Source organism: Algoriphagus boritolerans DSM 17298 = JCM 18970 (genome assembly GCF_900108085.1).
Classification (GTDB): domain Bacteria; phylum Bacteroidota; class Bacteroidia; order Cytophagales; family Cyclobacteriaceae; genus Algoriphagus; species Algoriphagus boritolerans.
This window is the reverse complement of sequence record NZ_FNVR01000001.1, coordinates 466222-493191: the sequence shown is the minus strand read 5'-3', so window position 1 is coordinate 493191 and position 26970 is coordinate 466222. Positions and strand designations below refer to the sequence as shown.

15 protein-coding genes are annotated in these 26970 nt (G+C 43.9%); 2 read left to right on the top strand and 13 right to left on the bottom strand.

Going from position 1 to position 26970, the window contains the following annotated elements:
* Positions 1–192: 192 nt before the first annotated feature.
* From C4S61_RS02105 to C4S61_RS02090, 4 genes are all read right to left on the bottom strand, one after another.
* Positions 193–1734, bottom strand: coding sequence for a RagB/SusD family nutrient uptake outer membrane protein (locus C4S61_RS02105; RefSeq protein WP_103923121.1), 1542 nt, complete (start codon positions 1732–1734; stop codon positions 193–195).
* Between the two features lie 5 nt (positions 1735–1739).
* Complete coding sequence (locus C4S61_RS02100; protein ID WP_160111191.1) at positions 1740–4814, bottom strand: SusC/RagA family TonB-linked outer membrane protein; 3075 nt, start codon at positions 4812–4814, stop codon at positions 1740–1742.
* Between the two features lie 280 nt (positions 4815–5094).
* Positions 5095–9111: a hybrid sensor histidine kinase/response regulator transcription factor gene (locus tag C4S61_RS02095; RefSeq protein ID WP_103923119.1), complete on the bottom strand. Its 4017-nt coding sequence runs from the start codon at positions 9109–9111 to the stop codon at positions 5095–5097.
* 290 nt (positions 9112–9401) lie between these two features.
* Positions 9402–13286 (bottom strand): glycosyl hydrolase, encoded by a 3885-nt coding sequence (locus tag C4S61_RS02090; protein WP_103923118.1) that lies wholly within the window; start codon positions 13284–13286, stop codon positions 9402–9404.
* A 415-nt stretch (positions 13287–13701) separates the two neighbouring features.
* Between C4S61_RS02090 and C4S61_RS02085 the strand changes: the two genes are divergently transcribed.
* Positions 13702–15138 (top strand): sulfatase, encoded by a 1437-nt coding sequence (locus C4S61_RS02085; RefSeq protein ID WP_103923117.1) that lies wholly within the window; start codon positions 13702–13704, stop codon positions 15136–15138.
* 268 nt (positions 15139–15406) lie between these two features.
* Here the strand turns inward: C4S61_RS02085 and C4S61_RS02080 are convergent, their stop codons facing one another.
* The 5 genes from C4S61_RS02080 to C4S61_RS02060 all read right to left on the bottom strand — a co-directional run bounded on the left by C4S61_RS02080 (position 15407) and on the right by C4S61_RS02060 (position 19312).
* A complete protein-coding gene (locus C4S61_RS02080) occupies positions 15407–17089 on the bottom strand; it encodes a DUF6909 family protein (protein ID WP_103923116.1) in 1683 nt (560 codons plus the stop codon).
* Positions 17090–17223: 134 nt separating this feature from the next.
* On the bottom strand, positions 17224–17826 hold the full coding sequence (locus C4S61_RS02075; RefSeq protein ID WP_103923115.1) for an outer membrane beta-barrel protein: 603 nt from the start codon (positions 17824–17826) through the stop codon (positions 17224–17226).
* A 67-nt stretch (positions 17827–17893) separates the two neighbouring features.
* Positions 17894–18475 (bottom strand): peptide-methionine (S)-S-oxide reductase MsrA, encoded by a 582-nt coding sequence (msrA, locus tag C4S61_RS02070; RefSeq protein WP_103923114.1) that lies wholly within the window; start codon positions 18473–18475, stop codon positions 17894–17896.
* Positions 18476–18508: 33 nt separating this feature from the next.
* Positions 18509–18757 (bottom strand): DUF3253 domain-containing protein, encoded by a 249-nt coding sequence (locus C4S61_RS02065; RefSeq protein WP_235009732.1) that lies wholly within the window; start codon positions 18755–18757, stop codon positions 18509–18511.
* Positions 18758–18769: 12 nt separating this feature from the next.
* On the bottom strand, positions 18770–19312 hold the full coding sequence (locus C4S61_RS02060; protein WP_103923112.1) for a class I SAM-dependent methyltransferase: 543 nt from the start codon (positions 19310–19312) through the stop codon (positions 18770–18772).
* A gap of 77 nt (positions 19313–19389) precedes the next feature.
* On the opposite strand from C4S61_RS02060, the gene C4S61_RS02055 reads away from it, so the two are divergent.
* A complete protein-coding gene (locus C4S61_RS02055) occupies positions 19390–21408 on the top strand; it encodes an LTA synthase family protein (RefSeq protein WP_103923111.1) in 2019 nt (672 codons plus the stop codon).
* Here the strand turns inward: C4S61_RS02055 and C4S61_RS02050 are convergent.
* The 4 genes from C4S61_RS02050 to C4S61_RS02035 form a co-directional block, all read right to left on the bottom strand.
* Positions 21405–22580: a hypothetical protein gene (locus C4S61_RS02050; RefSeq protein ID WP_103923110.1), complete on the bottom strand. Its 1176-nt coding sequence runs from the start codon at positions 22578–22580 to the stop codon at positions 21405–21407. The two genes, C4S61_RS02055 and C4S61_RS02050, sit on opposite strands and share 4 nt — an antisense overlap.
* A 9-nt stretch (positions 22581–22589) precedes the next feature.
* Positions 22590–23819, bottom strand: a complete 1230-nt coding sequence (locus C4S61_RS02045; RefSeq protein ID WP_103923109.1) for a YaiO family outer membrane beta-barrel protein — start codon at positions 23817–23819, stop codon at positions 22590–22592.
* Between the two features lie 115 nt (positions 23820–23934).
* Positions 23935–25395, bottom strand: a complete 1461-nt coding sequence (locus tag C4S61_RS02040; protein WP_103923108.1) for a glycosyltransferase family 2 protein — start codon at positions 25393–25395, stop codon at positions 23935–23937.
* On the bottom strand, positions 25388–26968 hold the full coding sequence (locus tag C4S61_RS02035) for a hypothetical protein (RefSeq protein ID WP_103923107.1): 1581 nt from the start codon (positions 26966–26968) through the stop codon (positions 25388–25390). The genes C4S61_RS02040 and C4S61_RS02035 overlap by 8 nt, the downstream gene beginning before the upstream one ends.
* Positions 26969–26970 lie beyond the last annotated feature (2 nt).

The window sequence follows — 26970 nt, the reverse complement described above, 5'->3', positions numbered from 1 at the left end:
TGTTTTTCAAAGGTCAGATGGAATCTCGCATGGTTTATAATCATCCCAGTGTGTGACGATCTTCGTCATGCTCGATTTCATCTGTTTATAATTTGATTTTTATTGGTCACATGGAATCTTAAACCCCAAACACCGCCCCCGCCAAAGGCAGGAGCAGTGAATCTATCTATCTATGTAAAAACCCTATTCCAATTAATCCCAGGCCGGATTTTGCACCAGATTTGGATTGGCATCCAACTCCGAAAGCGGAATCGCAAAAACTTCAGACTTTCTTCCACGGTACTCCGGATTGTAAGGACCCACAGGATCGGCAGCGGCACGGGCATAGGCCTCTTCGACTTCACCCCAACGCTTCACATCAAAGAAGCGAAGTCCCTCGAAAGCCAGCTCTACCCGTCGTTCCAATTTCACCAAATCCAGTAATTCTTCCTGGCTGAGATCCGTTCCGTTTACTTCCGAGACCGTAGGCATTCCTGCACGCACCCGGATTTGGTCCAAAAGTGGATATACTTCCGACAATTGCCCGGATTCTGTCAGTGCCTCTGCTCTCATGAGCAGTACATCTGCATATCGAATCACATAGAAATCCTGTCCTCCCGGAGCCCCGGGATTGATTCCTTGATCTGAAACATCATCCCGGATGTATTTCTTCAGACCGAATTTGGTTGCTGTATTTCCCCCAAATGGCCTATTCAGATATTTGAGAAAAATATCACCCTGGAAATAAACCGAGCTTCTTAATCTCGGATCCCGGTTGGCTTTTCTATTGGCAGGGTCGTAAAGGGGAGATTCACTGATCGGCAGCCCATCTATAGCCAAATACGCATCCACCATATTGGGCATGGGCTGAACATTTACTTTAGGTATTCCCAGAAAAGTAGAGGAGAAGGTCTCTCCGTTGTCAGATTGATCTTGGATAAATCTAACCGAGAAAACAATCTCAGGCGACTGCTCAGCATTTTCGGTAAAGAGCTGTCCATAGTCGGGATGCAGAGAATATCCAAGCCCCATGATCTCTGAGGTCAGATTAACTACTTCCTGAAAGTTGCCATTGTACAATTCGAATCGGGCGAGCAAGCCCAAAGCTGCTCCGCGGGTAGCATAGCCAAACTGAGAAGCCGGATAGCTTACCGGTAAAACTGCAGCCGCCTCACGCAATTCCTGCTCGATAAAAGCCCGGATTTCTGAGTAAGTGGCTTTGGTCACATAGGCTTCTTCCAGAGTCTGAAATTCGGTTATCAATGGTGCATCTTCAAAGTAGACTGCCAAGTGGAAATAGAACAGCGCTCGCAGGAATTTGACCTGTCCGATCAAAATATCCTTGTTGGCAGCATCAATATTTTCAGCAGGGATATTCTCGATATTTTCCAAGGCATTATTTGCCCGGCCGATTCCTCGGTAAAGTGAAGCCCAAAAGGAATTGAAAAAATCATAAGAAGGATCTGCTCTACCTTCGACGAAGTTTCCAGGCCCTTCAAACTTGTAATTATTAAAGGTATTATCCGCAAAACTGTCATGCTGAGGCAGTCCGGCGGTTCCATTTAGATTACCGCTATACATCACTCTGTCTTGCAGGACCTCGTAGATTCCGTTGATGCCCAAAAGCGCATCCTGTTCATTTTGCCAGAAATTTCCTTCTGCCAACTGAGTCAATGAGTTACGCTCCAAATAATCCTCCGAACAAGCGAAAGAAAGAAGCGAAATGGTGAGGATTAGGTATATTAACTTTTTCATGATTCTTAGAATTTAAGGTTGACACCAGCCGAGATTACTTTATAAAGCGGAGTCGTCAAGTCGGTCCCACCGCCACGTTGTCGCTCTGGATCAAAATTCTCCACCTTGGTGAACGTGAGCAGGTTTTGTCCACTGACGAAGATTCGAGCTCGCTTCATCAAAGCCACTTTGGAAAGCTCGCTTGGGAAAGTATATCCCAACTCGATATTTCTCAGTCTCAGATAGGACATATCCTGTACATAAAAGGAAGAGGTCACCGTATTATTCACACCTCCCAGTCGTGGGAGTGTCTCAGATGGATTTTCGGGAGTCCATCGGCCAATCCAATAGGAAAGCGCATTATTCCGATCTCCTGGCATAGGCTGTTGACCGTTGTCAGCGAGAATACGGTCTATTCTGCCTACCCCTTGAAATACCACACTTAAGTCAAAACCCGAATATTGAAGGTTGGCATTGAATCCATAAATCCACTTGGGGAAAGGATTTCCGATGACGGTACGATCAAAGGCATCAATCACCCCATCAGGCTCTCCATCAGGTCCGGAAAGATCCGCATAGCGCAAATCTCCGGGAGCAGTTTGATTGTTTCCAAATTGCTGAGGAGCAGCATCCACTTCTTCCTGTGTTTGAAAGACACCCTCCACCTGATAGCCATAGTAGGCATTAAATGGCACGCCTATTCGAATAATGGTCTGTCCTGAAATGGTCTCTTCACCTCCTGGTCCCAAATCGGTCACTTCATTGTCTGCCATTTTGGTCACATTGGCACTGAGATTCATGGTCAGTTTACCAAGCGTTTCCCGGTAGTTTAAGGTCAACTCAATTCCGCTGTTTTCCATTCCGGCCGCATTTTGCGCGGCAAGATTGGTCACTCCGATCGAACTCGGGATCGGGAAATTGGTGTACAGAATATCCGAACTCACCCGCTTGAAATAATCCGCGGTAATGTTCAATCGGTTATCTAATAGGGCGATATCAGCTCCGATATCAAATTGCTCGATGGTTTCCCAGGTGATAAAAGGATTGGCCAGAGAAGTCAAAGCCACCCCAGGGACAATGACGTCTTGTCCTAGGTGATAATCCAGTCCCGTGTTATAGGTCTGCTCAAAAATGTAATTTCCGATTCGGTCATTTCCGCTCAATCCCCAGCTTGCACGAAGCTTCAGATCGGAGAGAAAGCTGGAATTTTCCAAAAAGGATTCTCTCGCGATATTCCAGCCCGCAGAAAGCGAAGGAAAGGTTCCGTACCGATTATTTCCTCCAAATTTGGATGAGCCATCTCTACGAACATTCGCCTCAAAGAGGTAACGCTCCTCGTAATTGTAATTGACTCGCGCAAAGAATGACTGCCAGGCTTCCTCAGACGCTCCTCCAGACACCATAGGATTGAGAACTCCTCCTCCGTCAAATTCCTGGATAGCATCAGATGGGAAGCCCTGCAAGGAACCATTAAAGCCATCCACTTTATCATAAATGACTGAGTGACCCACTAAGAATCCTAAATTGTGTTTTCCCAGAATAGTGGTCGTATAGCGTAAAATATTTTCATTCAATAAGCGATAGTTGAAGTTCAGGTTGTTGGAAAGTGAATTCAAATCGTTTTGATTGACCACATTTCCCTCCCAGTCCCGAGTGGTCAATCGAGGGTTGAAATTGGAAATATTGGCAAAGTTGATGATCGCACTTCCACTCGTTTCGAAGAAAAGTCCCTCTGCCAACTTAGCCGTCAGCCCGATTCGCTCACTGATGTTGATATTGTCTCTGGAATAATCTCCCCGAGACCCCGTCAATAGTAAATTATTGATTGGGAAAGAAAAGTTGACGTTTTCATACGCGCCATCCACGATTCCAAACTCCCCATTTTGATAATAGACCGGGACGGTCGGTGCGGATCGCTGAAACTGATTGATAATTCCAACCTCCCCGGTAATGGCATCAGCACCACCTGCAGGACCCATGAATCTAGACCAATACGCATTGGTAACGTTGGTGATGGTCAACCAGTCATTGGGATTGGCATTGAGGTTGATTCCTAAATTAACCCGATCTGACTTGAATTTCCCTTGTACTACTGCTTCCTGGTTGAGGTAGCCAAGCGAGAGCCTGTAGGTCATCCGATCGGTGCCTCCGGAGGCAGATAGGTAATGATTCTGGATTGGTGCATCTCGCAAGGCAATCTGTGCCCAATTGGTATTAGCAAACTGATCGGGATTGCTGCCGGTGCGGATCGCTTCAATATCAGCTTCGGAATAGCGAAGTGGCGCATCCGGTCCATTGACATTTAAGGTGCGCTCATTGAAAAGCGTGGCGTAATTCACAGCGTCCAGGTATTCAGGCACCACGGTCACTCGTTGAAAGCCGGTAAAGGCATTATAATCGACGGAGAATTTTCCTTTGGTTCCTTTTTTAGTAGTCACCACCAAAACCCCATTGGCACCTCTTGCTCCGTAAATCGCAGAAGCAGATGCGTCTTTCAATACGGAAATACTTTCGATATCTGAAGGGGCCAGGTTATTGAATTCGGCCAAACCCTCATATTGAATATTGTCGATCACGACCAAAGGGTTGGTTCCACCGAAAGTCCCGATTCCCCGGATCGTGATCGCCGAGCCGTCCGAGCCTGGAAGACCCGTGGATTGGGTCAGCTGTACACCGGAAAATTTCCCGTACATCAACTGAGCCGAATTGGTCACGGGAGTATTGACCGCATCATCAAATTTCAGCGTTTGTACAGCTCCGGTAAGGTTGAGTTTCTTTTGCTCACCATAGCCCACTACGACGATTTCATCGAGCAATTCCTCAGATTCGGCCAAGGTGATGTCGATTGAACTTTGATTGCCTACGGTCACTTCTTGTTTGCCAAATCCAATCAAGCTAAAAACCAAAACTGACTCCGGCGAAGCGATCGAGATAGTGTAATTCCCGTCAATGTCACTGACCGTACCATTATTGGTGTCTTTTTCCAATATAATCACACCGGGAAGTGCTACGCCATCTTCTGATGTCACTTTACCCTTGACTTCCACAGCCTGAAAGGACCAAGCGGTAGATAAGGTACAGCACAGCAGCAGACCTAGCATTAGGTTTTTTTTGAAAGAAAGGAATTTCTTTTTTATCCAAAAGGATAGATTTCCTCTGCTTTTTTCATTTTCCATAAAAGAAAAATTTTGGGTTATTGATTAATTAATGGAACCAAGGTGGGTAGACTTAGCCTGAATAATGGGGTACAAATCAAGCATTTTGGAGGCTAAATCGGCCAGATTCGCTAATTGAGGAAGTTTTCGGAATTTTACCCCAGTTTGAACTGCCAGGCCTTTAATACTTTAAAAAATAAGCTCCCACTTTGGGATGAGAGGACTCTCACTTTACCTTTTCGACAATCTTAAGTTTATATTCTGAAGGAAGGCAGTCAAATTGCTGCTGAAAGGATTTTTTGAAGTGCTTGTAATCATTGAATCCTACCTCGTAAGCCACCTGACTGAGTTTTATGTTGCTTTGCAAAATTATCTGTGCGGCATTTTTCAATCGCACCGATCGGATAAAGGCCGTAATCGAAAGCCCGGTCAGGGATTTGATTTTTCGAAAAAGGGTGGATTGACTCATAAAAAGCTGATCCACCATCATCTCAATTCCAAAATTCTCATTTTGAAGGTTTTCATTGACTAGCTGAATGGCCTTTTCGATAAATACCGCATCCATATCCGTTTCGGAGGCAGTCTGGGTATCCGGTTCAAAGCGGACTTTATTCAAATAATATTCCCGGAGTTTATTGCGGTTTTCGAGGATATTGGCCACCCTCGTTTTGACGATCCCCGAATTAAACGGTTTGGTGATGTAATCCTCCGCTCCGGTTTTGAGTCCTTCCATTTCGTAACTAAGAGATGCCCTCGCTGTCAAAAGGATGACGGGAATGTGGGAAGTTGTGATTTGACTTTTTACCTGCTGACAGAGTTTGATTCCGTTCATTCCTGGCATCATCACATCACTGATGATCACATCGGGAATTTCCCGACTGATGAGTTCCCAAGCGACCAGTCCATCCTCAGCTTCAAGAATCTCATACTCTGCCTCCAGCAACCTTCTCAAATATTTACGAATATCTTCATGATCATCCGCGATCAATATTCGAGCTGATTTGGATGAACCGCCAATTTTCAGATCCCCTTGCTCCTGAATTTCAATCTCAGTGAACAAGTCCACACCTTCTTCCTGATAATCTCTAGCCTGGCTTTTTCCGTTTTCGACCGGGAGGTGAATTATTACTTTTGTGCCTTTACCCTTTTCGCTTTGAATGCTGATTTCTCCCTCGTGCAGATCGACGATATTTTTCGAAAAAGCCAATCCGATCCCGCTTCCCATCAGGTTGGAAGTTTCGGCATTTTGTACCTGATAAAACCGATCAAAAACCCGGGCTGATTCCTCCGCACTCATGCCAATACCGGTATCCTCGATCGCAAGGGTAAGCAATCCGGACTCTACTCGAACCCGGACATCAATTTTCCCTCCTTGGCGGGTATATTTAAAGGCATTGGAAAGCAAATTGCAGAGCACGATTTCCATCTGATTGTGGTCAAATTCCATAGGGAGCTCATCCGCATTGGATTCAAAGTGATAGGTAATTTGCTTTTGCGATGCCAGATTCTGAAAACTCAAAAAGACCTCTTTTGAAAATTCCACAAAATCGGCGGAGCTCAAATGCAGCTTCAAAAGCCCATGCTCGGATTTTCTGAAATCCAGCAATTGATTAATTAGACGCAACATTCGCTTGCTGTTGGTCTCGACGAGCAATAGTTTTTCTTTGACCGATTCCTTGAAGTCAAACTGATCCAAAAGCTCCGTCACCGGACTGAGAATCAAGGTCAGGGGCGTTCGGAATTCATGAGAAATATTGGTAAAAAAGGTAATTTTTGCTTCGTTCAACTCATGTTCCTTTTCCTTTTCGATCTGAATAATCTGAAGCTCAGCCCTCAATTTGGCTTGACGTAGTGAGCTATATCGGATTAGGAAAACTATCCCCAAAGCCAGCGCCACATAAAACACAAAGGCATACCATTGTAGCCATGGTGGGGCCTGAATCGAAATCAATAGCGATCGGACCGGGCTCCAATCCTGATTGTTGCGACTGGCACGGATCATCAGTTCATAATCCCCCCAAGGCAGCCCCGTAAAACTCAGTTGGTTTAAGGTGCCCAGTACCACCCATTCCTCGTTCATTCCTTTTAGCTGATAAGCATAGGTGACATTATCCGGTCCAAAAAAGTCATTCACTGCAAAATTGAGGGAAAGGTGGTTTTGGGAATAATCCAGATTGATTTTTGAAGTATTCTGAATGGAGGTTTCTAAAATCACCGAGCCATCCACTTCGTCTCCCACATGGAGTACCTGATTATTAACGGTCAGCTTGGTCAGCACCACCTCTGGCACATTAAAAACCTCTTTGATCTGATCAGGGAAAAAAGATACCAAGCCATTGGAACCCCCAAAATAAATCTCCCCACTCTGCCCCTGAAAAGAAGAGCCGGTATGAAAAGAATTGATCAATATACCGTCCTCTCGATCGAAATTGATAAAATTTTTGGTTTTAGGATTGAATTTAGTCACGGTCGTTGTGGTACTCAGCCAGAGATTCCCAGCTTGGTCCTGCTCGATGGCACAGACAAAATCATTGACCATGCCCCTGCTTTTCTCATAAAAATCCTGAAAAATCAGCTGCTCTCCTTCCATTATTACCGCAGCCAATCCTATGGGAGTCGCCAGGTACATTTGAGACCCCTCAATCAACAAATCATTGATGATATTGATATCCAGTTTATCTCCGACTAAATCCCCATGACTTAAAAATTGCTGGGTGGATTCTTCAAAGCGATTGAGTCCCGAATATGTCCCCAGCCAAATCCGACCCTGTGAATCCTCTTTGATTTGGCTGATTCGGTTATTTTGGAGTTTTCTCTGATCTTCATTTTCATTAAAAATGAGCCAATCCCCAAAATTTGGAAAGGCAGAAAAATCCGCCATTTTCAGGCCTGACTGCTGCGTTCCCACCCAAAGTCGCTCTTTGGAATCGACCAGGACTGCTGTGATTTTTTGGTCGGGTAAATAATGCCGGGCTTGATCTACGTTTCCGTTTTTGGCAATGTAAAGTCCTAATCCCGTCCCGATGAATAAATAGTCACGGTATTCGTAAAGGGTGTGCACTTTGGCCCTGTCGATGGCTTTTTCGATTTGATAGCTCTTGCCCAATCGATTGGAGTAGAGTCCTTCAGTGAGTGTTCCTTTGTAGGAATGACCATTTTGAGAGATTAGAAAAGCGGTAATATTCCGATCCGACAAAGTTTCGGAGGGTGTGGTGGTGGCAAAATTAAAACCTTTGTTTGGATACAGAATTAATACCCCTCCGTGCGAAGTACCCAGCCAAGCAATTCCGTTTGCGTCAATATCAATGCTGAGGATGATCGAATAATTGATGTTTTCTACCGTGGATCCCTGAGGATTTGTGTTGATTTTTCGAAAATTTTGGACCTGCTCATCACTGATATAAAGCCCATCCCCCCAGGTTCCGATCCACAGTCTCCCTCGCTGATCCATTCCCAGGCTTTTGACAAAATTGGCGGGGATGCCCGTCTCATGGCGTTGGATTTTTTGACTTTCCTGATCAAAAGAGGCTAAAATCACCTTTCGCTGCGCATTTCCGATCATCCAGATTTTTTGCCTTTGGGTGTCTTCGATAAGATTGTAGGGTACCATTCCGGTAGAAAAACGAATGAGACGATCTTCCGAAGGGTCGAATTTCATCAGTTCATTGCCGCTGATAAACCAAATGTTCCAAAACTGATCGGCGATAATTTGCTGGACGGGTTGCTTGTATTCAAAATGCTCCGTGACTTTTTCAGTTTTGGGGTCCAAGACAAACACTCCATTTCCCCAGGTGCCAATCCAGATTTTTCCATCCTTAGATTGATTGATCGCAATGACCCGAAGCGGTTTGTCGGTAAAGTCAGAAAATGATTCGTTGAAGGATTGGATTTGGTTTTTTTGGGGATCAAGTTTGGAAAGTCCCCCACCTTTGGTTCCGATCCAGATTTGATGCTCCCGGTCTTTAAAAAGTGTTTCGATATTTTCATTCTCCAAACCCGGATAATCGGGTCCCGGCTTATATTCCGAAAAATCATATCCGTCAAATTTGGTGATCCCGCCTTCGGTCGCAAAATACTTGAAGTTGTATTCATCGCTGACCACTTTGGTGACATAATTACTGAGCAATCCACGCCTGACATTCAGTACATCAATAGTGAATTCTTCAGCACGGTTATCCTGAAAGGAAAAAGCAAAAGAACCAAGGCTAAGTATTAGCCAACAAGTGAGAATAAGAGTTCGCATCGAGTGAGAACAGGAGTATTTTGGGTTTTTGATAATTTAAGTCTTTTTCAAGACTACAGCCAGCGATTTTACAAGAATTACAGATCAAGTTAAAATAAAATGCATTCTTACTCTGCTGCCTGCACTAAGCTACCGATCAAACTTGACCACTCTGGGGGTGAAATCGGTCAAGCCTGAGGATTTATCATTCAGAAATCGGAAAAAGATATGAAAATATGGCGTTTGGGTAAAAAAGTGCGGAAAAGCTTAGGCTTTTCCGCACCTGGATTTAAATAAAACCCGTCACGTGATTATTGTACGATCAGCTTTTTACTTTGCCATACATATCCCTGACGAAGGAGAACCACATACATGCCTTTTGACAGGTAGGTACCAAAATCGATTTGGTGTGAAGCTCCCGAAGAAAGCAATTGGGAAAAGATAGTCCTTCCTGACAAATCCACGACCTGAATTAAGGAATAATTCCCCTCAAACTCCGGAATCTGTACCTGTAAATTTTGACCATTTTGGAGTGGATTGGGATAAATCATCCAATCTTCAGCCGTCTCCATAGGAGGAGTTTCTTCAATTACTCTCAGATTTTCACCTCCTATTTCGTTGGATTTAATTTCGATTTTATCGAGAAAAGGTGCTGCTGTTCCGTCAGGTTCAAAGACAATCGTATTTTCACCGGCTTGGAGTTCCACCTCAATCGTTTTGATTTTTGGGCTTCCGCTATTGAAACACCACTCTCCCGAATCCTCAAAAATTAAATTTTGCGATTCTGCGGCATTAATAGACATATTCAAGGTACGATTGACAGCGCTTATATAGGAAACTTCCAGCAAATAGGTTCCCGCCTGATCGATTTGAATTTCAGAGAAGCGAACTGCATTTGATGGACTTGTAAATGGATTGACCAGCTGTCCATTAGATGAAGTCAAGCAGTTCACCACATTGACACCACCAATCAATTCAGCCTCTTCTGCTTCCAAAGAAAAGGTTTCGAAAGCTGCTTTCTCCAATTTGATCTTATCCATAAATGGTGCGTCCCCGCTAAATGGAGTGACTTCGATCGTATTAATGCCTGAGTTGAGATTTACCTCCACTTGGTAGATGGCCGGAGAACCTCCATCAAAGCACCAAGCCCCAGACGAGACGACTGTTTGCTGCCCAATAAATTCTCCATTGACTACCAATCGGAATGACCTGGAGACTGCACTCATATAGGAAATATTCAGGATATAGGTTCCTGCATCCTGAGCGACAATTTGATCAAAACGTACACCGTTGGTATTTACATTTCGCATGTTGACCTGCTGCCCATTAGAAGAGGTAGCGCAATTCACCACAAAAGCAGCTCCCAGCAGTGTGGCATCCTCCGCTTCAAACTCCAACTGCTCCTCTACTTGGGCGATGACATTTGGATCTTCGTTTTCAGGAAGCTTTCCTTTGCTGGCAAGTGCCAAGCGATCTATCTGTACATTGCCGGTTCCTATCGCTATTCGAACTTCATGAGATCCAGCTTTTAAGAAATAAGAGAAGTCCCTATTCTCGGAATCATAGCTGTGATAAAATTTCTTCCAATACCACTCATACCGTGAATTTTGAAGAGCGCCCCACTTTCGGAATTCCTCTCCATCTACCGAAATCCAAAGTGCTGTCTCCGCTTCTTCTTTGGCTTGGATTTTTGCCCAAAGCTCATATTCGTCAGCTTCTTCCACCTCCAGATTAAAGGTCAAAATTCCTTTTGCGCCTGCTGGGGCATCCAGTGATTGCTGATCTTGGAGGCTTTTCACCGCCAATCCACCGATCGCAAAATCATTGATTTCCAGTTCCCACCAAAGACCCTGGCCAGCTTCTTCGGCTTCGTAATAATCGATCAAATTAGTAAGCACCGTTCCCCAGGTAAAATCCTCCGGAGCACAAGCCCCTTCCTCTTGAAGCAATCCCTCCAAGTCGCTTGGGCCATTAAGAATGGCTACTTGATCGAGTTGAATGCTGGCATTTGGAAACTCCAAAGTCAGCCGATGCTTTCCCTCACCCAAATCATAAAATCTTGGAATCTGAAACCAAGTAAACTCAGCACTGTTGAATGGTGACACTTGCTCCAGTTCATTTCCATCAAAACCGATCCGTACAGCACCGGTAGTTCCTGTGACAGATTTTGACCGAATCCAAACTCGATAATCATCCGCATCCACCAAGTCAATCTCAAAATGAATCCGCTTAGCATTAGCACTTTCGCCTTCCTGGCTAGGGTCTCCTTTGATGTATTTTCCATTTGAGGCGGATTCATCGGCGAGGATTGTCCATTGGTTTCCGAGGTAATTCCCACATTCTGCTTCGAAAGCGAGGACATTGGCGGGAGTTTCAATAAATGGATCATCCATCTGCTCGAGATTATTGGGAGCGGCATAGGATAGTTCTGGAATCGACGGAGTAGATTGATGATTTAAATAAAGCTCTCCGATATTGGTCAGCTTGTTATTATCGTCATAATAAAAAGCCGGTTCGACATCGTTTTGAGAATTCTTGGGATCTGGTTGGAAATAGGCATAGCGCTCCACATAGTCCAAGCTTTCCAAATAGGGCAAGGCCAATTTCAAAAACTCTTCCTGAATGGCATTTCCCCTGTTGGGATTAGCATTAAATTCTGTGACCCAAATCGGCAAGTTGTAAATTTGGTGCACGTTATTCAAGTAAGCTTTGAATCGGTTGAAAATATCCTGGGGATTGGCATTGGGACTATTGACTGGTCCACTTCCCCAATCGTACCAGTGCACGGCTACAAAATCAAAGCGAACGTCCCTCGCTTTAGCGATTTCATTAAACTCCCTCAGCCAGCCGGTAGGACCATTTTCCCGGGGTGCGGGTGAACCCAAACGAACTCCTAATCCCATCAGGTTTTCATAGTAGGCCACGGCTACAGCAGGCTCACATAGGTTATTGAACTGACCGGACTCTCCATTGCAATTGTCCGACTCATTGAATCCCAATACATGAGAAGGTTTCTTCTTATTGATCATGTTTTGGATATTGGCAGGAGAAGCTCCCCCTGCCCCCCAAGCCATGGGAACGTAATCGTAATTAGGCCGGGAAACTTCCCCCAAGTTCCAGTTGTAATACCAGCCAGCATTTAATTCATCAAAAAATCCACCCGTTCCTTTTTTGGTGACCCAGTTCCACGGTACCACGCGGAGAAAACTCACATTCCCTTGCATTGCCGCAGGTAAATTCTCCACTTTCAAATCTTCCTCCGAGGCTATGTAAACTTTACTCTTTCCGGTTCCATCCGGATTATTGGCCAAAGTGACCATAAATCCTCGCTTCAAAATGAAAGAAGAAAGCGCATTATCCCCCAAAGAAATCGCTCCGCCTCTATAAATCAAATCCTCCTGAAGGCTGACTCCTGCACCCTCTGCTCCGGAAGATGAAAAAACTTCTATGGATCCGAAATCCGGATTCAAGGGACGAATGACCGCTCCTTTTTGATAGTATTGATTGATCCGGAAATTTTGATCCAGGACTCCTGTTTGGTTTGAAATCAAAATCCGGGAAAGTCGATCCTGCAACTCAAGTGGATTGACATCACTAACATAAAGCCAAGAGGCCGGATCTATGAAATTGACCGAAAATCCCGAACTCCAATTCTCATTTTGGGTTTTGACCGTACTTTCTTCATCGAGTGACAAAACCCCTTGCTCGATACTACCCTGTACTTCAATTTGAGAAGCGATAGAGGTAATTCCTTTTTGATCACAGGCAAAAACAATATCTCCAGATACTGTAATTTCAGCTCTCTCTATCCATAAATTAAAGTCAATCGTTTGTCCGGGTTCTAAAGTCCCAGGCTGAGGGTGAGGGTCTTTTTCTGGATTCTGTGAGTTGGGACAAATCTCCCAAGGCTCTGAATTCGCCCCGGGGAGGCATACAGGCTTCGCAGACTCGCCGCTTTCCGCATTCAATCCCGGAGGATTGGGAGCGCTCGGCTTTTCCTGAGTCTTTCTCCAGTTCATTTCATTAAAAAAATCATCATTTTCCTCACCGGTCCAATATAGATACTGATTTGAGGAGTTACAGGGGTTTCCATATGCTTTGTCTTTTCCTTGATCTGCAAGGAGTGAGGAAATCAATCCAAAACAAATCAAAGCGAAAAGCAAGCCTTTACAAGTTGGCAAGTAATTGTGTTTCATGGTCTTTTGGGTTAACAAGTTTTATCTTGAATCCAAATTTACCTACAGCCTGCGCTAATCTGGGGGTACAGATCATTCAACCCAAAAGTCATATCCATCTAAATAATCCGTAGGGTGAATGCTCATAATGGAAAATCAAGTTTCAGTTGATAATAATTGGTCTTTTAAAGGCCATATGGAATCTTGCATGGTTTCCCGGATAGTTATCGGGGCATCCAAGTGTATGACACATGAGTCATGCTCGATTTCATATCTCAACACGGCACGCGAGGACCAACTAGGGACGATCTGAGTAATGGGTGATATCATTCAATTCGAAGGACTGAGCTTTCAAAGACCTTGATTATTGAATTTTCAATTTGGAATTTTGAAAATGGAGCTTTAGTATTAATTTTCAAATCAACCCGTAACCTCCATGTTTAAAAATTTATTCTATTCAATCGGCATGTTTTTCCTTGTTTTCTCAGCTTATTCTCAGGAAAAGGAAAAACCCAACGTTGTTTTTATCCTAGCTGATGATTATGGCTGGATGGATATGAGTAATGCCGGAAGTCAATTTTATGAAACTCCCAATTTGGATCGGCTGGCTGAGTCAGGGATCAAATTTACTCAAGCTTATTCCGCTTCTCCTGTTTGCTCCCCTGCACGAGTAAGTATTCTGACTGGCAAATACCCCTCCAAAACCTACAATACCGATTGGTTTGGAGCTCCACAGCCGGATAATATTGAAAAACATTGGACACGTGACAAGCCACTCAAACCAGCTCACTATGAACCCAATTTGGCTTTGGAAGAAAAAACGCTGGCCGAGGAATTTTTGGAAGCAGGGTATAGAACTTTCTTTGCCGGAAAATGGCATTTGGGCGAAAACGAGAAATTCTGGCCTGAAAATCAGGGATTTGAGATTAATAAGGGTGGAAATAGCAAAGGTTCCCCGTCCACCGGAAATAAGTATTTTTCACCTTACAATAATCCACGCCTAGAAAATGGACCTGATGGAGAATACCTCCCCTATCGACTTGGAGATGAGACCGTGAATTTCATCAGAAACCACCGCGATGAGCCATTTTTTGCCTATCTGTCATTTTATGCTGTACATATCCCTTTGATGACGACTCCAGAGTTGGAGAAGAAATACCTCGAAAAAAGGGCTAAAATGGGGTTGGAAGATCGTTTCGAACCCGAATGGAATAATAAAAATCGAACTACCCAGGCGCATGCCGTCTATGCTGGAATGGTCGAAGCGATGGACCAAGCCATCGGAAAAGTACTCGATGAAATCGAAGCCCAAGGTCTATCAGAAAAAACTCTCATCGTCTTTTTCTCTGACCATGGCGGCTTATCCACAGCTGAGGGAAGCCCGACGAGCAATTTGCCCCTACGGGCCGGAAAAGGCTGGTTGTACGAGGGTGGAATTCGCGTACCGATGATTGTAAACTGGGCAGGAAAACTAAACCCCGGTAAGAAAATCGATACACCGGTCATCTCCAATGATTTGAAGCCCACAATTTTGGATCTGGTAGGAATAGGCGGAGAAGCCGAAGATGAAGACGGTAAAAGTTTGAAAAATCTAATTACGGGTTCCGGAGAATTGGAAGATCGACCACTTTACTGGCATTATCCACACTATGGAAATCAAGGAGGTAACCCGGGTTCGGTGATCCGAAAAGGTGACTGGAAGTTGATTTATTTCTATGAAAGTGACTCTCTGGAACTTTATAACCTCAAAGTGGATATAGGTGAAAAACACAATCTCGCAGATCAGGAAACCGAGTTGGCAGGAGCGCTCAAAACAGAATTATTCGACTGGCTTGTTACAACCAAAGCTGCCTTCCCAAGGCCTAACAATTAGTAGGGTTTGACCTGAATTCGACCCTCAGACCAAAGTCGAGGGAAATCGTGCTTGGGTTGGATATGGGAATTTTGCCACCATCACCAGAGCTGGTCAGGTGGTGCAAGAAATCAAATGGCTGGAAAGTGCCACTGCCGTGAAAACAGAAAAGGGATGGAGACTGGATATGCTTCACTCGACCAGCGTAGAGCAAGAATAGGCAAATTTGTTGCAACCAAAAAGAGGTAGTCATCAGCTGGCTACCTCTTCGATTTTTTAACCCATCAGGTCAATTGGATTTTTTCTCTCCAAACAGCTTTTCCAAAATCTTATAGGTAATCAAATAAGTCGGCCTTACCCCTTCCATTCCCAAAGCACCGGAAGCGAGCGTGCTGCCTGTTTCGAGTGGATTATCTGAAGCGTAATACGCATATAGCACTTTCACATTGGATCTGATGCTTCCACGGATTTTAGAAGCAGACTGGATCGCTTTCTGATAGTGTGCGCCCTCCATCTCCAGTCCGACAGCATGCCAGGAGGACTTCATGAAATAGGTCAGGATATCCCGGTTTTGAAGGGAAGTACCGAGTACTGTCACCATCGATCCGGAGTAAACTCCCAATCCATATCCTTCAAAATCTGCTTTTTTCAGTTCATTTCTGAATGGATAATTATCCGCGGTTCCCTCAAAGACATGGGAATCCGGCACCATCAAATCACCCTTGCCGCCATGTAGGATTCCGGCTTTTCCCATGATGGAAGTGGACATGACATTCAGCGAGTACTCCTTATCTCCTACGTTGTATTTTTTCAGCAACTCATCAAAACACTCATAGGCCTGCTCCCCAAACGCATAATCCATGACCACGAATACCGGGCGTTTTTCTTTTTCCTCAGGAAGGAAAACTCCGGGTATCAGGGTCGGTTTTTCCAGCCAAGCAGTATCGATGATCTGTGCACCGATATTCGTTCCGGATTCGTCGGGAAGGTCAATAAACCCATGCTTTTCCGCATAATCTTGGATCTTTTTGCTCTGATTATTTTTGGCCTTCACTGAAATATCCATGGCGACTTGCTCAATCTCCTCGTAAGACTTGAGGCCCAAGGCCTGATGTCCGTAGATCGTATTGAGTACACTGTGGAGATTTGCGGAGATAATATGAATCGGGCGCTTCAGCAGGTCCAGATTCAGCAGGGTCTCTTTGATCCGGTCTGCCCAAAGTTCTCCATACACGTGATGGCCAACTCGCTCGCGAAGTGTGGCAGAAAAGCTGATTTCCCGGTCAATTCCATGAATTGATTCATCCATAGCCAATTTACCAAGGTGATAAACGACCGAAAACAGGCTGTTGGAATTACCGCTTCTTGCAAATTTATCGACGGCAATAAGCGTCTCTTCAAACGTCCTACCGATCAGATGACTGAGATAGGCGCTGGCGCACTCTTTATCAAAGTCCTCCCCTTCCTGCTCTTTTTTGACAAAATTCTCCAACATGGTCCAGTTGGAGGAAATTCTGCCTTTGGGGTCGGTACTGTTTCTTAATATTTTGCCGGATTCTACATAGAGAAACGTTAAGTGGGTCAGGATATCATAGATATCCGATCTGCCCCTGGTCATCTCCACATACATAATCTGCTGATCCAGACGGTAGCAATTCCGCTTCCGCCTCGGTGGGATTATGGGAGATAGATGAGAGGTCTCATAGCCCTCACGACTGATCAGGCGCACATAGCGACACTCTTCGATTCCTCGGGGCAAACGTTCCATTACATAGAGCAAGCCGTCCAATTCGATCTTTTCCGGGTCGGTCAGCGAGCCGTAGATTTCAGGACTGAGTGTCATCAAAGCTTGGATCAATCCCTCGCCTGACACCCCCATTGGCTTGTAGCTTCCTCTGTTAAAAAGGTGCCGCATGGTGATGTATAATCGCTCAATGGCTGCTCGGGACTCTTGTGCTCTGGTTCTCTTCATTTCGTAGAATACAATTTGATAGCCTAAAATTAGGCATAATACCTGATTTGGGATGAGATAGTTTATGATTTGGGAAGAAAGCAACCAAACAATAAGGGTTTAGAAGCGCAAAAAAATCTCTGAATTGACAATCACTAATCTTTGGACAATCCCTTTTTTAACTTAAGTCCAATCCCAAAATAATCCTCCTTTGGTTCCCATACTATCGAACGAATTCCATATCGGAGCTCAGGCTCCAAAATCAAGGTTTCCTTGAATGAAATCTCTTTCCCTATCTTCAACAAAGGCCCGACTTGAATTCGCGGACTTCGACTGTAATCTGTCAAGTTGATTTCACTCTTTCTTATTTGATGCCATTTGGCAAAAATGTCCACTTGAGGTCCCAATGAGATCTGAACAAATCGTGCGTCGAATCTGAAAAGGACTGGAATTGCAACAAAACCTTGAACAAATCGCACATCATCAGAAACATTTACAAAATCATTACTTATGGTTACAAAAAATTCTTCTTGAAAAGTCCTGTAAAAAAGCCCTGTCTCCACTCCTATTTTTCGGGAAAAATTTCGTTCATACACTACACCAATATTCGGACTAAGTCTATTCAAGGTAGACTCGCCGGTAAATAGCACCCCAAGCATATCCGATTTTTTTTCTTGTGCCTGCGCAAAAGACATTATACTTAAACCCAACAAAACGATCAGGATTAGTTGATGAGCAAAAAAGAATAATTTTTTCATCGGCGAAATTAAAATGACTACCACATCTGTTTATTTAAACTATAAACACAAATGTAAGATACTGTCTTTAATTTTTTAATTTTTCCACAAAATACTGCTTCAACTTATCCACCTTTGGGCGCACGACAAACTGACAATAGGGCTGCATCCCATTCTGATTGTAATAATCCTGATGGTAGTTTTCCGCCGGATAGAAATTGGTGAAAGCGGTAATCTCAGTCACGATGGGCTTTTCAAAAACCTTTTTAGCATTAAGATCTGCTTTCAGTTTTGATGCGATTTCCTTTTGAGATTCATCGTTGTAGAAAATAGCCGAGCGATACTGTGGACCCACGTCTCCGCCCTGTCGATTGAGTGTAGTTGGGTCGTGAGTGGCCCAGAAGACTTCCAGGAGGTTTTCCAAACTGATTTTTTTAGGATCAAAAAAAACGTTGATCACCTCCGCGTGACCGGTAGTTCCGGTGCAGATTTGCTTGTAACTGGGATTGGGAATGATGCCTCCTGAATAACCGGAAACAACTTTTTCCACTCCCTCCAAGCGCTGAAAAACAGCCTCGGTACACCAAAAACACCCCGCACCCAAGGTGATTAATTCTAATCCGGCTGGAATTTCAACAGTAGTCTTTGGAAGTGCTTGTTCTAAATTCATGATGAGCTAGTTTGATGGATAACACCGTACCAATCACTTTGGTTTTCTCACTCCCGAAATCCTCACAGGCCCGTTTGGATTTTCAAATGGGTTCACCGGAACACCTCTTTGAGATACCTGAATCAGTCCTTCCCGGTACATCGCCATCATCACCTCCCGGATATCCGGCATAAAAAGCTCCCAATCTTCCGGAAACATCTGACGGAGGACTTCAGAAGGACAAAAAGACTTTTCCTTTCTCCTGCCACAAAAATCCAATATTGCCACCCGGAGTATTTCCATTGGCAGGATAGTTTAATGACAAATCATCACAAATGCAGGGGGTAGATTTCGCATCGTAAACTTGACCTCGATGTTTGAAAAATATTTACCGAAGAGCTTTTTGAGCAGATAGGAATAGCAAATCTGAATAAACTTTCCTTTTTCCTTCAGGGAGTTTTTGGTATGATTCAAAATCTGGTCAGTAGCCTCCTTGGAGATCAGACTGAAGGGCAAGGATGAGAGGACATAATCCACTTTTCTTCCCTTGAGATATTGATCCAAATTCTCGGCAGAGTCGCAAATAATTCTGACATTCGGCATCGGAAACTGCTTTTTCATCGCATCGCAGAAAGAGCGGTTGATTTCAAAAACCAAGAGTTCTGAGTCAGGAGAAAGCCTTTCAATAATTCCCTGCGTGATACTTCCGTCTCCACCTCCTAATTCAACAATCAATTCAGCATGTTCGATATCCGTGAATGAAAGCATTTTGTTCACCAAGGCTTTGGAGCTAAAGGTAAGTGCTCCCGTTGTACTCAAATTTGAGTACAACTCCATCAATAAATCTGATTTACTCATATATTTAAAATAACGGCGGAAGATACCCGATTTTGCCCTATATTTTCTCCCTTACTCTAAAAACTTAACAGTCGAATATGGCCCAAAAGGCTGAAATCCGCTCTACTTTACCACTTCGAATTCAAACCATCCTTCGCAATTTTTGGGGTATGTCCCTGATATTTATTGGATTAATGATCCTTATCCGTGGAGTTGAATTGCATTTGGTTTTTGAAAACCATGTTCTGGACTTTACTGCAAAAGACGTTTTTTTTGACGGGTTTTTAGAGGATTTAGGATGGTTTTTTTATTTACTTGGTCTTCTTTTCATCATTCACCTCTTTATCAGTCTTTTATCAACTACCGGAGCGCGATTTTTTCTCCAGTTGGTGCTCACGGTTTTTTTGATCGCCCATTTGGCTTTGGTTTTTTATTTTATGAAAACCCTGCTTCCCCTGGGAAAGGACCTTTTTGCCTACAATTTCGATGACCTCATTTTAACAGTCTCGGCATCCGGGCAATTAACCCCGATGAACTTGACCTTCGGATCTATTGCCATAGTATTCGTTTTAGGCTTGTTTTATCTGGGACCCCGGGTTTTTCGGTTTAGCCTTACTGCTTATTTTGTTTTGACAGGTTTCTTGTTTTCGGGTCTCCTTGCAGTCAATTTACTGAAAGCCAATCGGGATTTAGAAGCCAGTGAGACCAAAAGAAATGTAGAACTGAACAAGTCCCGCTATCTCACAGAGGAAAGTTTCGACCACCTGATGTATGGAGGAGAGTTTTATTTTGATTTTTACCTCAGGGGGACCAATGATGACCTGCTCATTATCAAAGAATTCACCAATGATGAATTTCCATTTCTACACAAAAACAATTACCCGGACGTTTTAAGTCCATTTTTCGACACCCTGACTCAAGCCCCCGATCTGGTCTTTATTTTTGTGGAAAGTTTGGGTAAAGCTTATTCCGGTAAGGATGCTTACCTCGGTAGTTTTACGCCATTTCTTGATTCATTAGCGCAGCACAGCCTGGTGTGGACCCATGCACTATCTTCCACAGGACGAACCTTTGGGCTTTTACCGGGGGTATTCGGAGGTCTTCCGTTTGGAGAAAAAGGGTTTTTGGAACTCAGCGATGAATTCCCCTATCATCATTCGCTTTTGAGTGTTCTGAGAGATAATGGGTATGAAACCAGGTACTTCATCGGTGCTGACGGGAATTTTGATCGCGTAGCTGATTTTATCAATTATCAAAAGCCTGTGCAATTTGAAGATGAAAAGACTTTCTCCCCTGAATTTACCAAAACACCTTCCACCTCGGGATTTTCCTGGGGATACCCGGACAAGGATCTTTTCCTAAATGGCCTTCAAAAACTCCCCGTAGAAGCATCAAAACCACAGGTGCGGATATTTCAAACACAAACCTCACACGATCCTTACACCGTACCCGAAAAGGAACTGTATCAAAGGAAATTACAGGATCATCTGAATAACACGCTAAACCTGAATTCTGCTAAAATCACCGAGTATCTGTCTTACGAAGCCATCTACATGACCCTTTTATACGCAGATGATGCGATCAAATTGTTTTTTGACCGGTATAAGAATAGACCGGAATATGCTAACACCATCTTTGTGATCACAGGAGATCACAGACTCCCTGAGATTCCCATGTCCTCCAGGCTGGACAGGTTTCATGTGCCTTTGATTATATTCTCTCCGCTACTGAAGCGTACCGATTACTTCAAGGGAATTACAAGCCATTATGAGATTACGCCCTCACTTTTAGCCATGCTTGAAAATCAGGATCTGATTAACCTACCGGAAGAAGTCATCTGGCAGGGTCAGGTACTGGACACTGCACGGACCTTCCAGTCGTTTATTGCCATGCCGCTGATGCGAAACAAAAATCAACTGGTGGACTACATTCACGGAGAGTTTTTTCTTTCTGAGGGGCAGGTTTTCAAAATCTCAGAGGGGATGAACATTGACCCTGTCAACGATGGAGCGTTGTTTACTCGACTGAATGGGGAATTTGAGGAGTTTAAAAACAAAAACAGCTACATGGTCCAGACCCGGAAACTTCTGCCTCCGGAGAGCTCTGCCGGAGACTAGTTAGTTTTTTCCTTTCCGGCTTTAGTCAAGACTTGGGAGAGCAAAGGATGGTAATAATTCCAAAAGAAACTTTGGCGATCAGCGTGATCTGAGGCCACGTAAAGCCCACGCCATAAAGTCGGCAATCCATAAAAATAAGGGGAGCCAAAATCACCTTGAATATCCGAGAAATCTCCTGCAAAATAATACTGGGATCCATTTCCCGCCTTCCTCACAACGGCTGCAGGAAAAAACCGAGGCAACCCCATACTTCTCAGCCGCTGTAGTCCTGCAGAAGTCGGGGCTATGTCATAGTAAGAAATAACCTCATAATCACGCTCAATCATCACCACGTCAAACCAATCCGGGTAAGGAATTACCTCAGGCAGATTAAATCCGTGTTTGTTGATTTTCTGGGTGCGCACCAGAGGTAGTTTATTCTGGTAATCGAGCGTATGGAGGAATCCCTCTATCTGGCCGCTTTCTTTGATATATATTAATCCGGGGCCCCTCAAATCCCAGCTTCCATGCTGCTTTTGATATTGTCTGATCATCCATTTGGGAATGGATGCATTGTTCAGTGTATCCAAATCATCAAAATACCGGGCAATCCAACCGGTCCATTTGATGCCCATGAGGTTTTCAAATTCAGTCCGAATAGGTTTTGGAGTTGGTGAGGCCATCGAATTGTACTCAGCCACCATCACTTTGCCTTCTTCTTTGGCCATTTTTATGAGCTGAATATCCGAGTTATCGAGTCCTCCGTAGATTTTTTTGGTAAGCTGGATTTCCTGATTGTTTGAAAAATCACCCTCATATACCCCATAGGAATCAGCTAAGAAAATCAGGTCGGATTTTTTGGTTAGACTTCTCACTTCTTCCGGCGAGTGACTTCTCAGGTCTTTTACACTTCCAAAATCCTGTTGTCCACTGGGGAAAAAGCCAAGGTAATCCTGATCAATCTGATACGTGTCTCCTGATGACTTTTTGTATTTCAAATGATTCAAGGTCCAAAACAATCCCGCATGCTCTCGATAAGATTTGTTTGGGACAGTCTTATCAATGATCAGAATATCCAAAGCCTTACCGGGCAAAACAGTCCAAATTCCATAACTGAACAAGGGTAAACCGATCAGAAAAAACAGGACGGGCCTAAGCTTTAACAGAACAAGTTTTAATTCCTCTTTCATCATAAAATTAGCTTAGAATCGATACTCGAATCCCAGAGATAGATTGATGTTGTTTCGATAAGTGTCAGCACTCAATTCATCCCTGCTATACCCCGTAAATCCATAGATCATAAACTTGGGAGACAGCAACTGCTGATACCCGAATCTGGCACGATAGGAGTTAAGGAGCTGGGATTGGTCTCTGGTCTCTTCATCAGGAGAAACTCCCGTACCCAGTTGAAGGCTGAAGAAGTCCTCGGCAGTCTTGAAATAGTACCGCGCTGTCAGCTGTGTAGAGGTACTTGCCCCGAGATCTGAATCAGGGATCACATTCAATCGGACATTGAGCCACCAATTACCCACATATTTCCCGACAGAGCCGGTAATGATATGTGTCACCTGTGAAAAGCCCAGGTATCGGTAACCGGCTTCCAGTTCCCAGGCTTTCTCCAAATTATGATAATAAGACGCCCCAAATCTCAGTTTTGGAAAAAAGGAGGCTCCGGATCCACCGATATTTAAGTAGGCATATCCATTTTTCCCTATCGAAGGATACGCATCCAGCTCGACTAAAGTGCCAAAATCCTCAAATCTGGAGGATTGAGTTACCCTTGCGATCAGCGCTCCCGTAAGTTGTGTTCGAGTACGACCGTAGACTGACCACGTGTGCCATGGAGAAATGTCTCCCTGAAAAGAATCGTAATCATAAGTAGCCCCGACTGCGTTGACCATTCTAAATCGCTCGAGATTTTTCATATACCCAAGTAAGCCTTCGGTTTTAAATCCCTTTTTGAATAATGGGTCTACGAGGTTAAAAGCTTCCTTGTATTGCTCCTGATAATAAAGCAGGCGGGATTCGCGATAGATGATCTCATCCGGAACTGGTGGGCCCAGGTTGGATTTTGCCCTGCTGAGTACTGCTCCCGCTTTGGTTAAATCATCCGCCCAGAATAAATTATCCAAATAAGCAACATACCCATCGGTATACTCAGGAGAGGCTACTATTGCACGCTCCAGGTAGATGCTGGCTGAATCATTTTTGCCTTCCCATGCATAGCTCCTACCGACCAAGATCAGAATGTCTGCGTAATTCGGATATTTTTCCAAAGCGCGAAAGGCAACCTTCCTCCCTTCGTCATATTTCTTGTCAAAAATCAAGGTTCTGGCCTGCTTCAATAGCTCATCCGGATCAAAAGAATCTTGGGCTAGAACGCTAGCGCATACCAGATAAATACCTATAAATGTAATAATCAGCTTCTTCATTTGCTTTTAATTGCATTTCTTTCGTCGACCAGTCTATTCCAAAAAGGATTCAGGATTAATCCACTGGGTTGATGATTTTTCCTCTTTGAAAAGGGCTTCATTCGATTCGATTTCATCAGGTGGCGGATTGGGGACTGATGTTTTTCTTGTCTTCCGCTTTTTTGAATCCTGTACGGATCATAGAACCCCAGCCTCCTTTTCCTTTGATAAAATCAAAATGGCCCTGCAGCCCCCAAAAAACAACTTTTGGATGAATCAAAAACGGCTCGGTTAGGATCATCCAGATTAATTTTTTGAGGTCCTTTTTGTCCTTGTAGTGATTGAATGCGATCTGCTCGTACAATACGCTGAACGAAGACACCAGCAAAGACAACAAATACATCATGACCAAAAGTGAGAAGAAGTAAACTGCACTAAAATCTCCCACAATCAATAAAATCAGCGTGTACAGCATACCCAAAGATTCCAAAATCGGCGCTGACTTCTCAAAAACCGACCAGAAAGGGTATGAAATCATGCCCATCAACCCATATTTTGGATTCAACTTCAATGCCTGATGGAGCTGGAGTGTCTCGATGGTGCCTCGCATCCAGCGATTTCGCTGCCGTGAAAGAATCTCCTCACTTTCAGGTACTTCTGTCCAGCAGAGCGGATCCGGAACAAATCCTACTTTATAGGGAATTTGCTGCTCTTCCATATACCTTCTCATCCGTACGATCAGCTCCATGTCTTCACCGACCGTCTTGGGGAAATAACCTCCCACTTCCCTTACCAGATCTTTTTTGAAAAATCCAAAGGCTCCTGAAATCAACATCAGCCCATTGATTCTGGACCAAGCCATTCTACCCATCAGAAAAGCCCGGAAATATTCGATCACTTGAAACTTTCCCAATTGGGATTCTGGAATCCGGTATTTAGTCACCGTTCCGTCCTGAACGTCACAGTTATTGGCGATCCCGATCACACCCCCCACAGCAATGACTTTCCTGTTGGTTTCCTCCATAAACGGTCGCACCATTCTGGTAATGGATTCACTCGAGAGAATACAATCCACGTCGATACATGCCAAAATTTCAAGGCTGGCAATGTTGATTCCGGTATTGAGCGCATCTGCCTTTCCTCCATTTTCCTTATCGATGACGGTCAATCGCCGATAGGACATGTTTTGGGATTTGTATACTCCTCTGACAGGTTTGGTTTCGATCTCCGGATTGTAAGCGTAATTTGTTTTTTCCAATTCAAAGGATTGGATGAGTTTTTCGAGGGTGTCGTCTTTAGAACCGTCGTTGATGACAATGACCTCAAATCTCCCATAATGAAGGGAAAGTAAGCTTTGCGCATTTTGCACGATGTTTTGCCCCTCATTGTAGGCAGGTGCCAAAATAGATACCCCCGGGGCAATAGGAGAAGTAATGATATCTCCATAGTCGGCAAATCTGTTTTTCCGGAGGTAATCCCGCATCTCCAAAGCACTCAACACCATCAAAATCAAATAGATGACTATGACAGAGAAACTTAGGACCAGAAATAGCCATCCAAAAATCTCCAGAATCAGATAGAACAAAAAACTATACATGCTGTAGCATGGGGTCTAAAATATGTCTCTTTATTTGTGCCACTTCCTCATCCTGACTTGATGCCGAAACTTCCTCAAAGCTATCCTTGTCCAATTCATAAAGGCACTTCAACAGAGAGTGCTTTCTTCTGAATACCAATTCTTTTCTGATCAATTCACTCAGTATAGCTGCTGATTCTGCATTTCCGACCACTGCAGCGGTCTTGGAAGCCGCAAGGACTAAGGACCGGTTTTCGGATTTGAGGCACTTATTTATGAAATCCACCTCCATGTGTACTCCCAATGTCGCGTAGATTTCCAGGATTTCAATTTTCTCTTCATCGGAAACATCGGGAGCCAAGGCAGCCACCACTTCGATCAGATCGACTCTACCCAGCATTTTGACCAATTTGTATCCAAATATCCGGATGCTTTGATTTTGGGAGTCAAACAGGATCTCCAACTTCAGGTTTTTTTGATGGCTGACAAATCTGATAATCCGGAGATAGTTCATTTGCTGCCAAAGCGAAAGCGGAAATGTCTGATCTCTTAAAAATGTAAGATCTACCTTTTCGGACAGATTAAGCAGGGTAGCAACAGCCTGAGTTCTGACTTGAAAATTGGAGGAGTTGGCATGGTATTTCACTCTTGGCAAAGCTTCCACTAGATCCATCTCATTGATTTGAACCAAGCCCATGGTGACTTTGTCCCAACGATTACTTTTCAGGGAATCGATGGATCGCTTATCCAAGTCAAGCTTGCGGTAGAGGGCCTTCAGCTTTTCTTTGAATTCCCCCTTCATCTTTTTATTCAGGCCAATTATCCGATCGATCAACACTTCCTTGAAAAGAGGCTTTGAAAGCATCGACTCCGGAAAGTAGTCATTGATAGTAACCCTGTCGAGATCAATGATTTCCTCAAGTTCCTTTTCAAAAAGCAAGGAAGTCAGAGGATCTACTATCAGCCTGTCGTATTCCTTGAGTAGGTACTCTTTTTTACTTTTTTTTGCTTTCATTATCAGCATAAAAGTGATCATAGTAAATGCTACAAGAAAGAATAAGAGTATAATTAAGCTGACGATAAAAAGCTTCAAATCAGCTATAAACTTCAACTTGAACTTTTGAAGTGGGGTGTAATGTGCGTATGCCGCTAAGGAAACAATATCTGAAGAGGGCTCGACTTCTTCCGTTTTGAATAAGAAATCTCCACTTTTAGCGAGATTTTCCAGGTATGTCCGACTGGCTGAGAAAGTCGACTCCTCCGAAAAAAGCAAGTATTGTATCCGGAAATTCAGATTACTTTCACTCAGCATCTTTGATGCTGAATCGATCGCCCCGAAATCTGTGCCCGAAGCGGATACAAACCCTGAATCTGTCTGAGTAAAAGAAAACAAGCTATTGGAGAGGAGCGAATCGGGAATAGCCGGATCTGACACATAAAACCGGTAACTCAGATTGGGAACTTCCCCCTGAAGTGCTAAAAAATCGGCTAATTCTTCGGAATTATTCGGCAAGAATACCTCTTGCGCATTGGCATTACTGAAGGCAAAAAGAAAAATCCATGAACTTAAGTGCAGGAATAGAATTTTCTTCATCT

Excerpts from the sequence above, each read along its gene's own strand:
- C4S61_RS02105 (WP_103923121.1), bottom strand. The coding sequence starts at position 1,734 with ATGAAAAAGTTAATATACCTAATCCTCACCATTTCGCTTCTTTCTTTC.
- C4S61_RS02100 (WP_160111191.1), bottom strand. The coding sequence starts at position 4,814 with ATGCTAGGTCTGCTGCTGTGCTGTACCTTATCTACCGCTTGGTCCTTT.
- C4S61_RS02095 (WP_103923119.1), bottom strand. The coding sequence starts at position 9,111 with ATGCGAACTCTTATTCTCACTTGTTGGCTAATACTTAGCCTTGGTTCT.
- C4S61_RS02090 (WP_103923118.1), bottom strand. The coding sequence starts at position 13,286 with ATGAAACACAATTACTTGCCAACTTGTAAAGGCTTGCTTTTCGCTTTG.
- C4S61_RS02085 (WP_103923117.1), top strand. The coding sequence starts at position 13,702 with ATGTTTAAAAATTTATTCTATTCAATCGGCATGTTTTTCCTTGTTTTC.
- C4S61_RS02080 (WP_103923116.1), bottom strand. The coding sequence starts at position 17,089 with ATGAAGAGAACCAGAGCACAAGAGTCCCGAGCAGCCATTGAGCGATTA.
- C4S61_RS02075 (WP_103923115.1), bottom strand. The coding sequence starts at position 17,826 with ATGAAAAAATTATTCTTTTTTGCTCATCAACTAATCCTGATCGTTTTG.
- msrA (WP_103923114.1), bottom strand. The coding sequence starts at position 18,475 with ATGAATTTAGAACAAGCACTTCCAAAGACTACTGTTGAAATTCCAGCC.
- C4S61_RS02065 (WP_235009732.1), bottom strand. The coding sequence starts at position 18,757 with ATGGAAATACTCCGGGTGGCAATATTGGATTTTTGTGGCAGGAGAAAG.
- C4S61_RS02060 (WP_103923112.1), bottom strand. The coding sequence starts at position 19,312 with ATGAGTAAATCAGATTTATTGATGGAGTTGTACTCAAATTTGAGTACA.
- C4S61_RS02055 (WP_103923111.1), top strand. The coding sequence starts at position 19,390 with ATGGCCCAAAAGGCTGAAATCCGCTCTACTTTACCACTTCGAATTCAA.
- C4S61_RS02050 (WP_103923110.1), bottom strand. The coding sequence starts at position 22,580 with ATGATGAAAGAGGAATTAAAACTTGTTCTGTTAAAGCTTAGGCCCGTC.
- C4S61_RS02045 (WP_103923109.1), bottom strand. The coding sequence starts at position 23,819 with ATGAAGAAGCTGATTATTACATTTATAGGTATTTATCTGGTATGCGCT.
- C4S61_RS02040 (WP_103923108.1), bottom strand. The coding sequence starts at position 25,395 with ATGTATAGTTTTTTGTTCTATCTGATTCTGGAGATTTTTGGATGGCTA.
- C4S61_RS02035 (WP_103923107.1), bottom strand. The coding sequence starts at position 26,968 with ATGAAGAAAATTCTATTCCTGCACTTAAGTTCATGGATTTTTCTTTTT.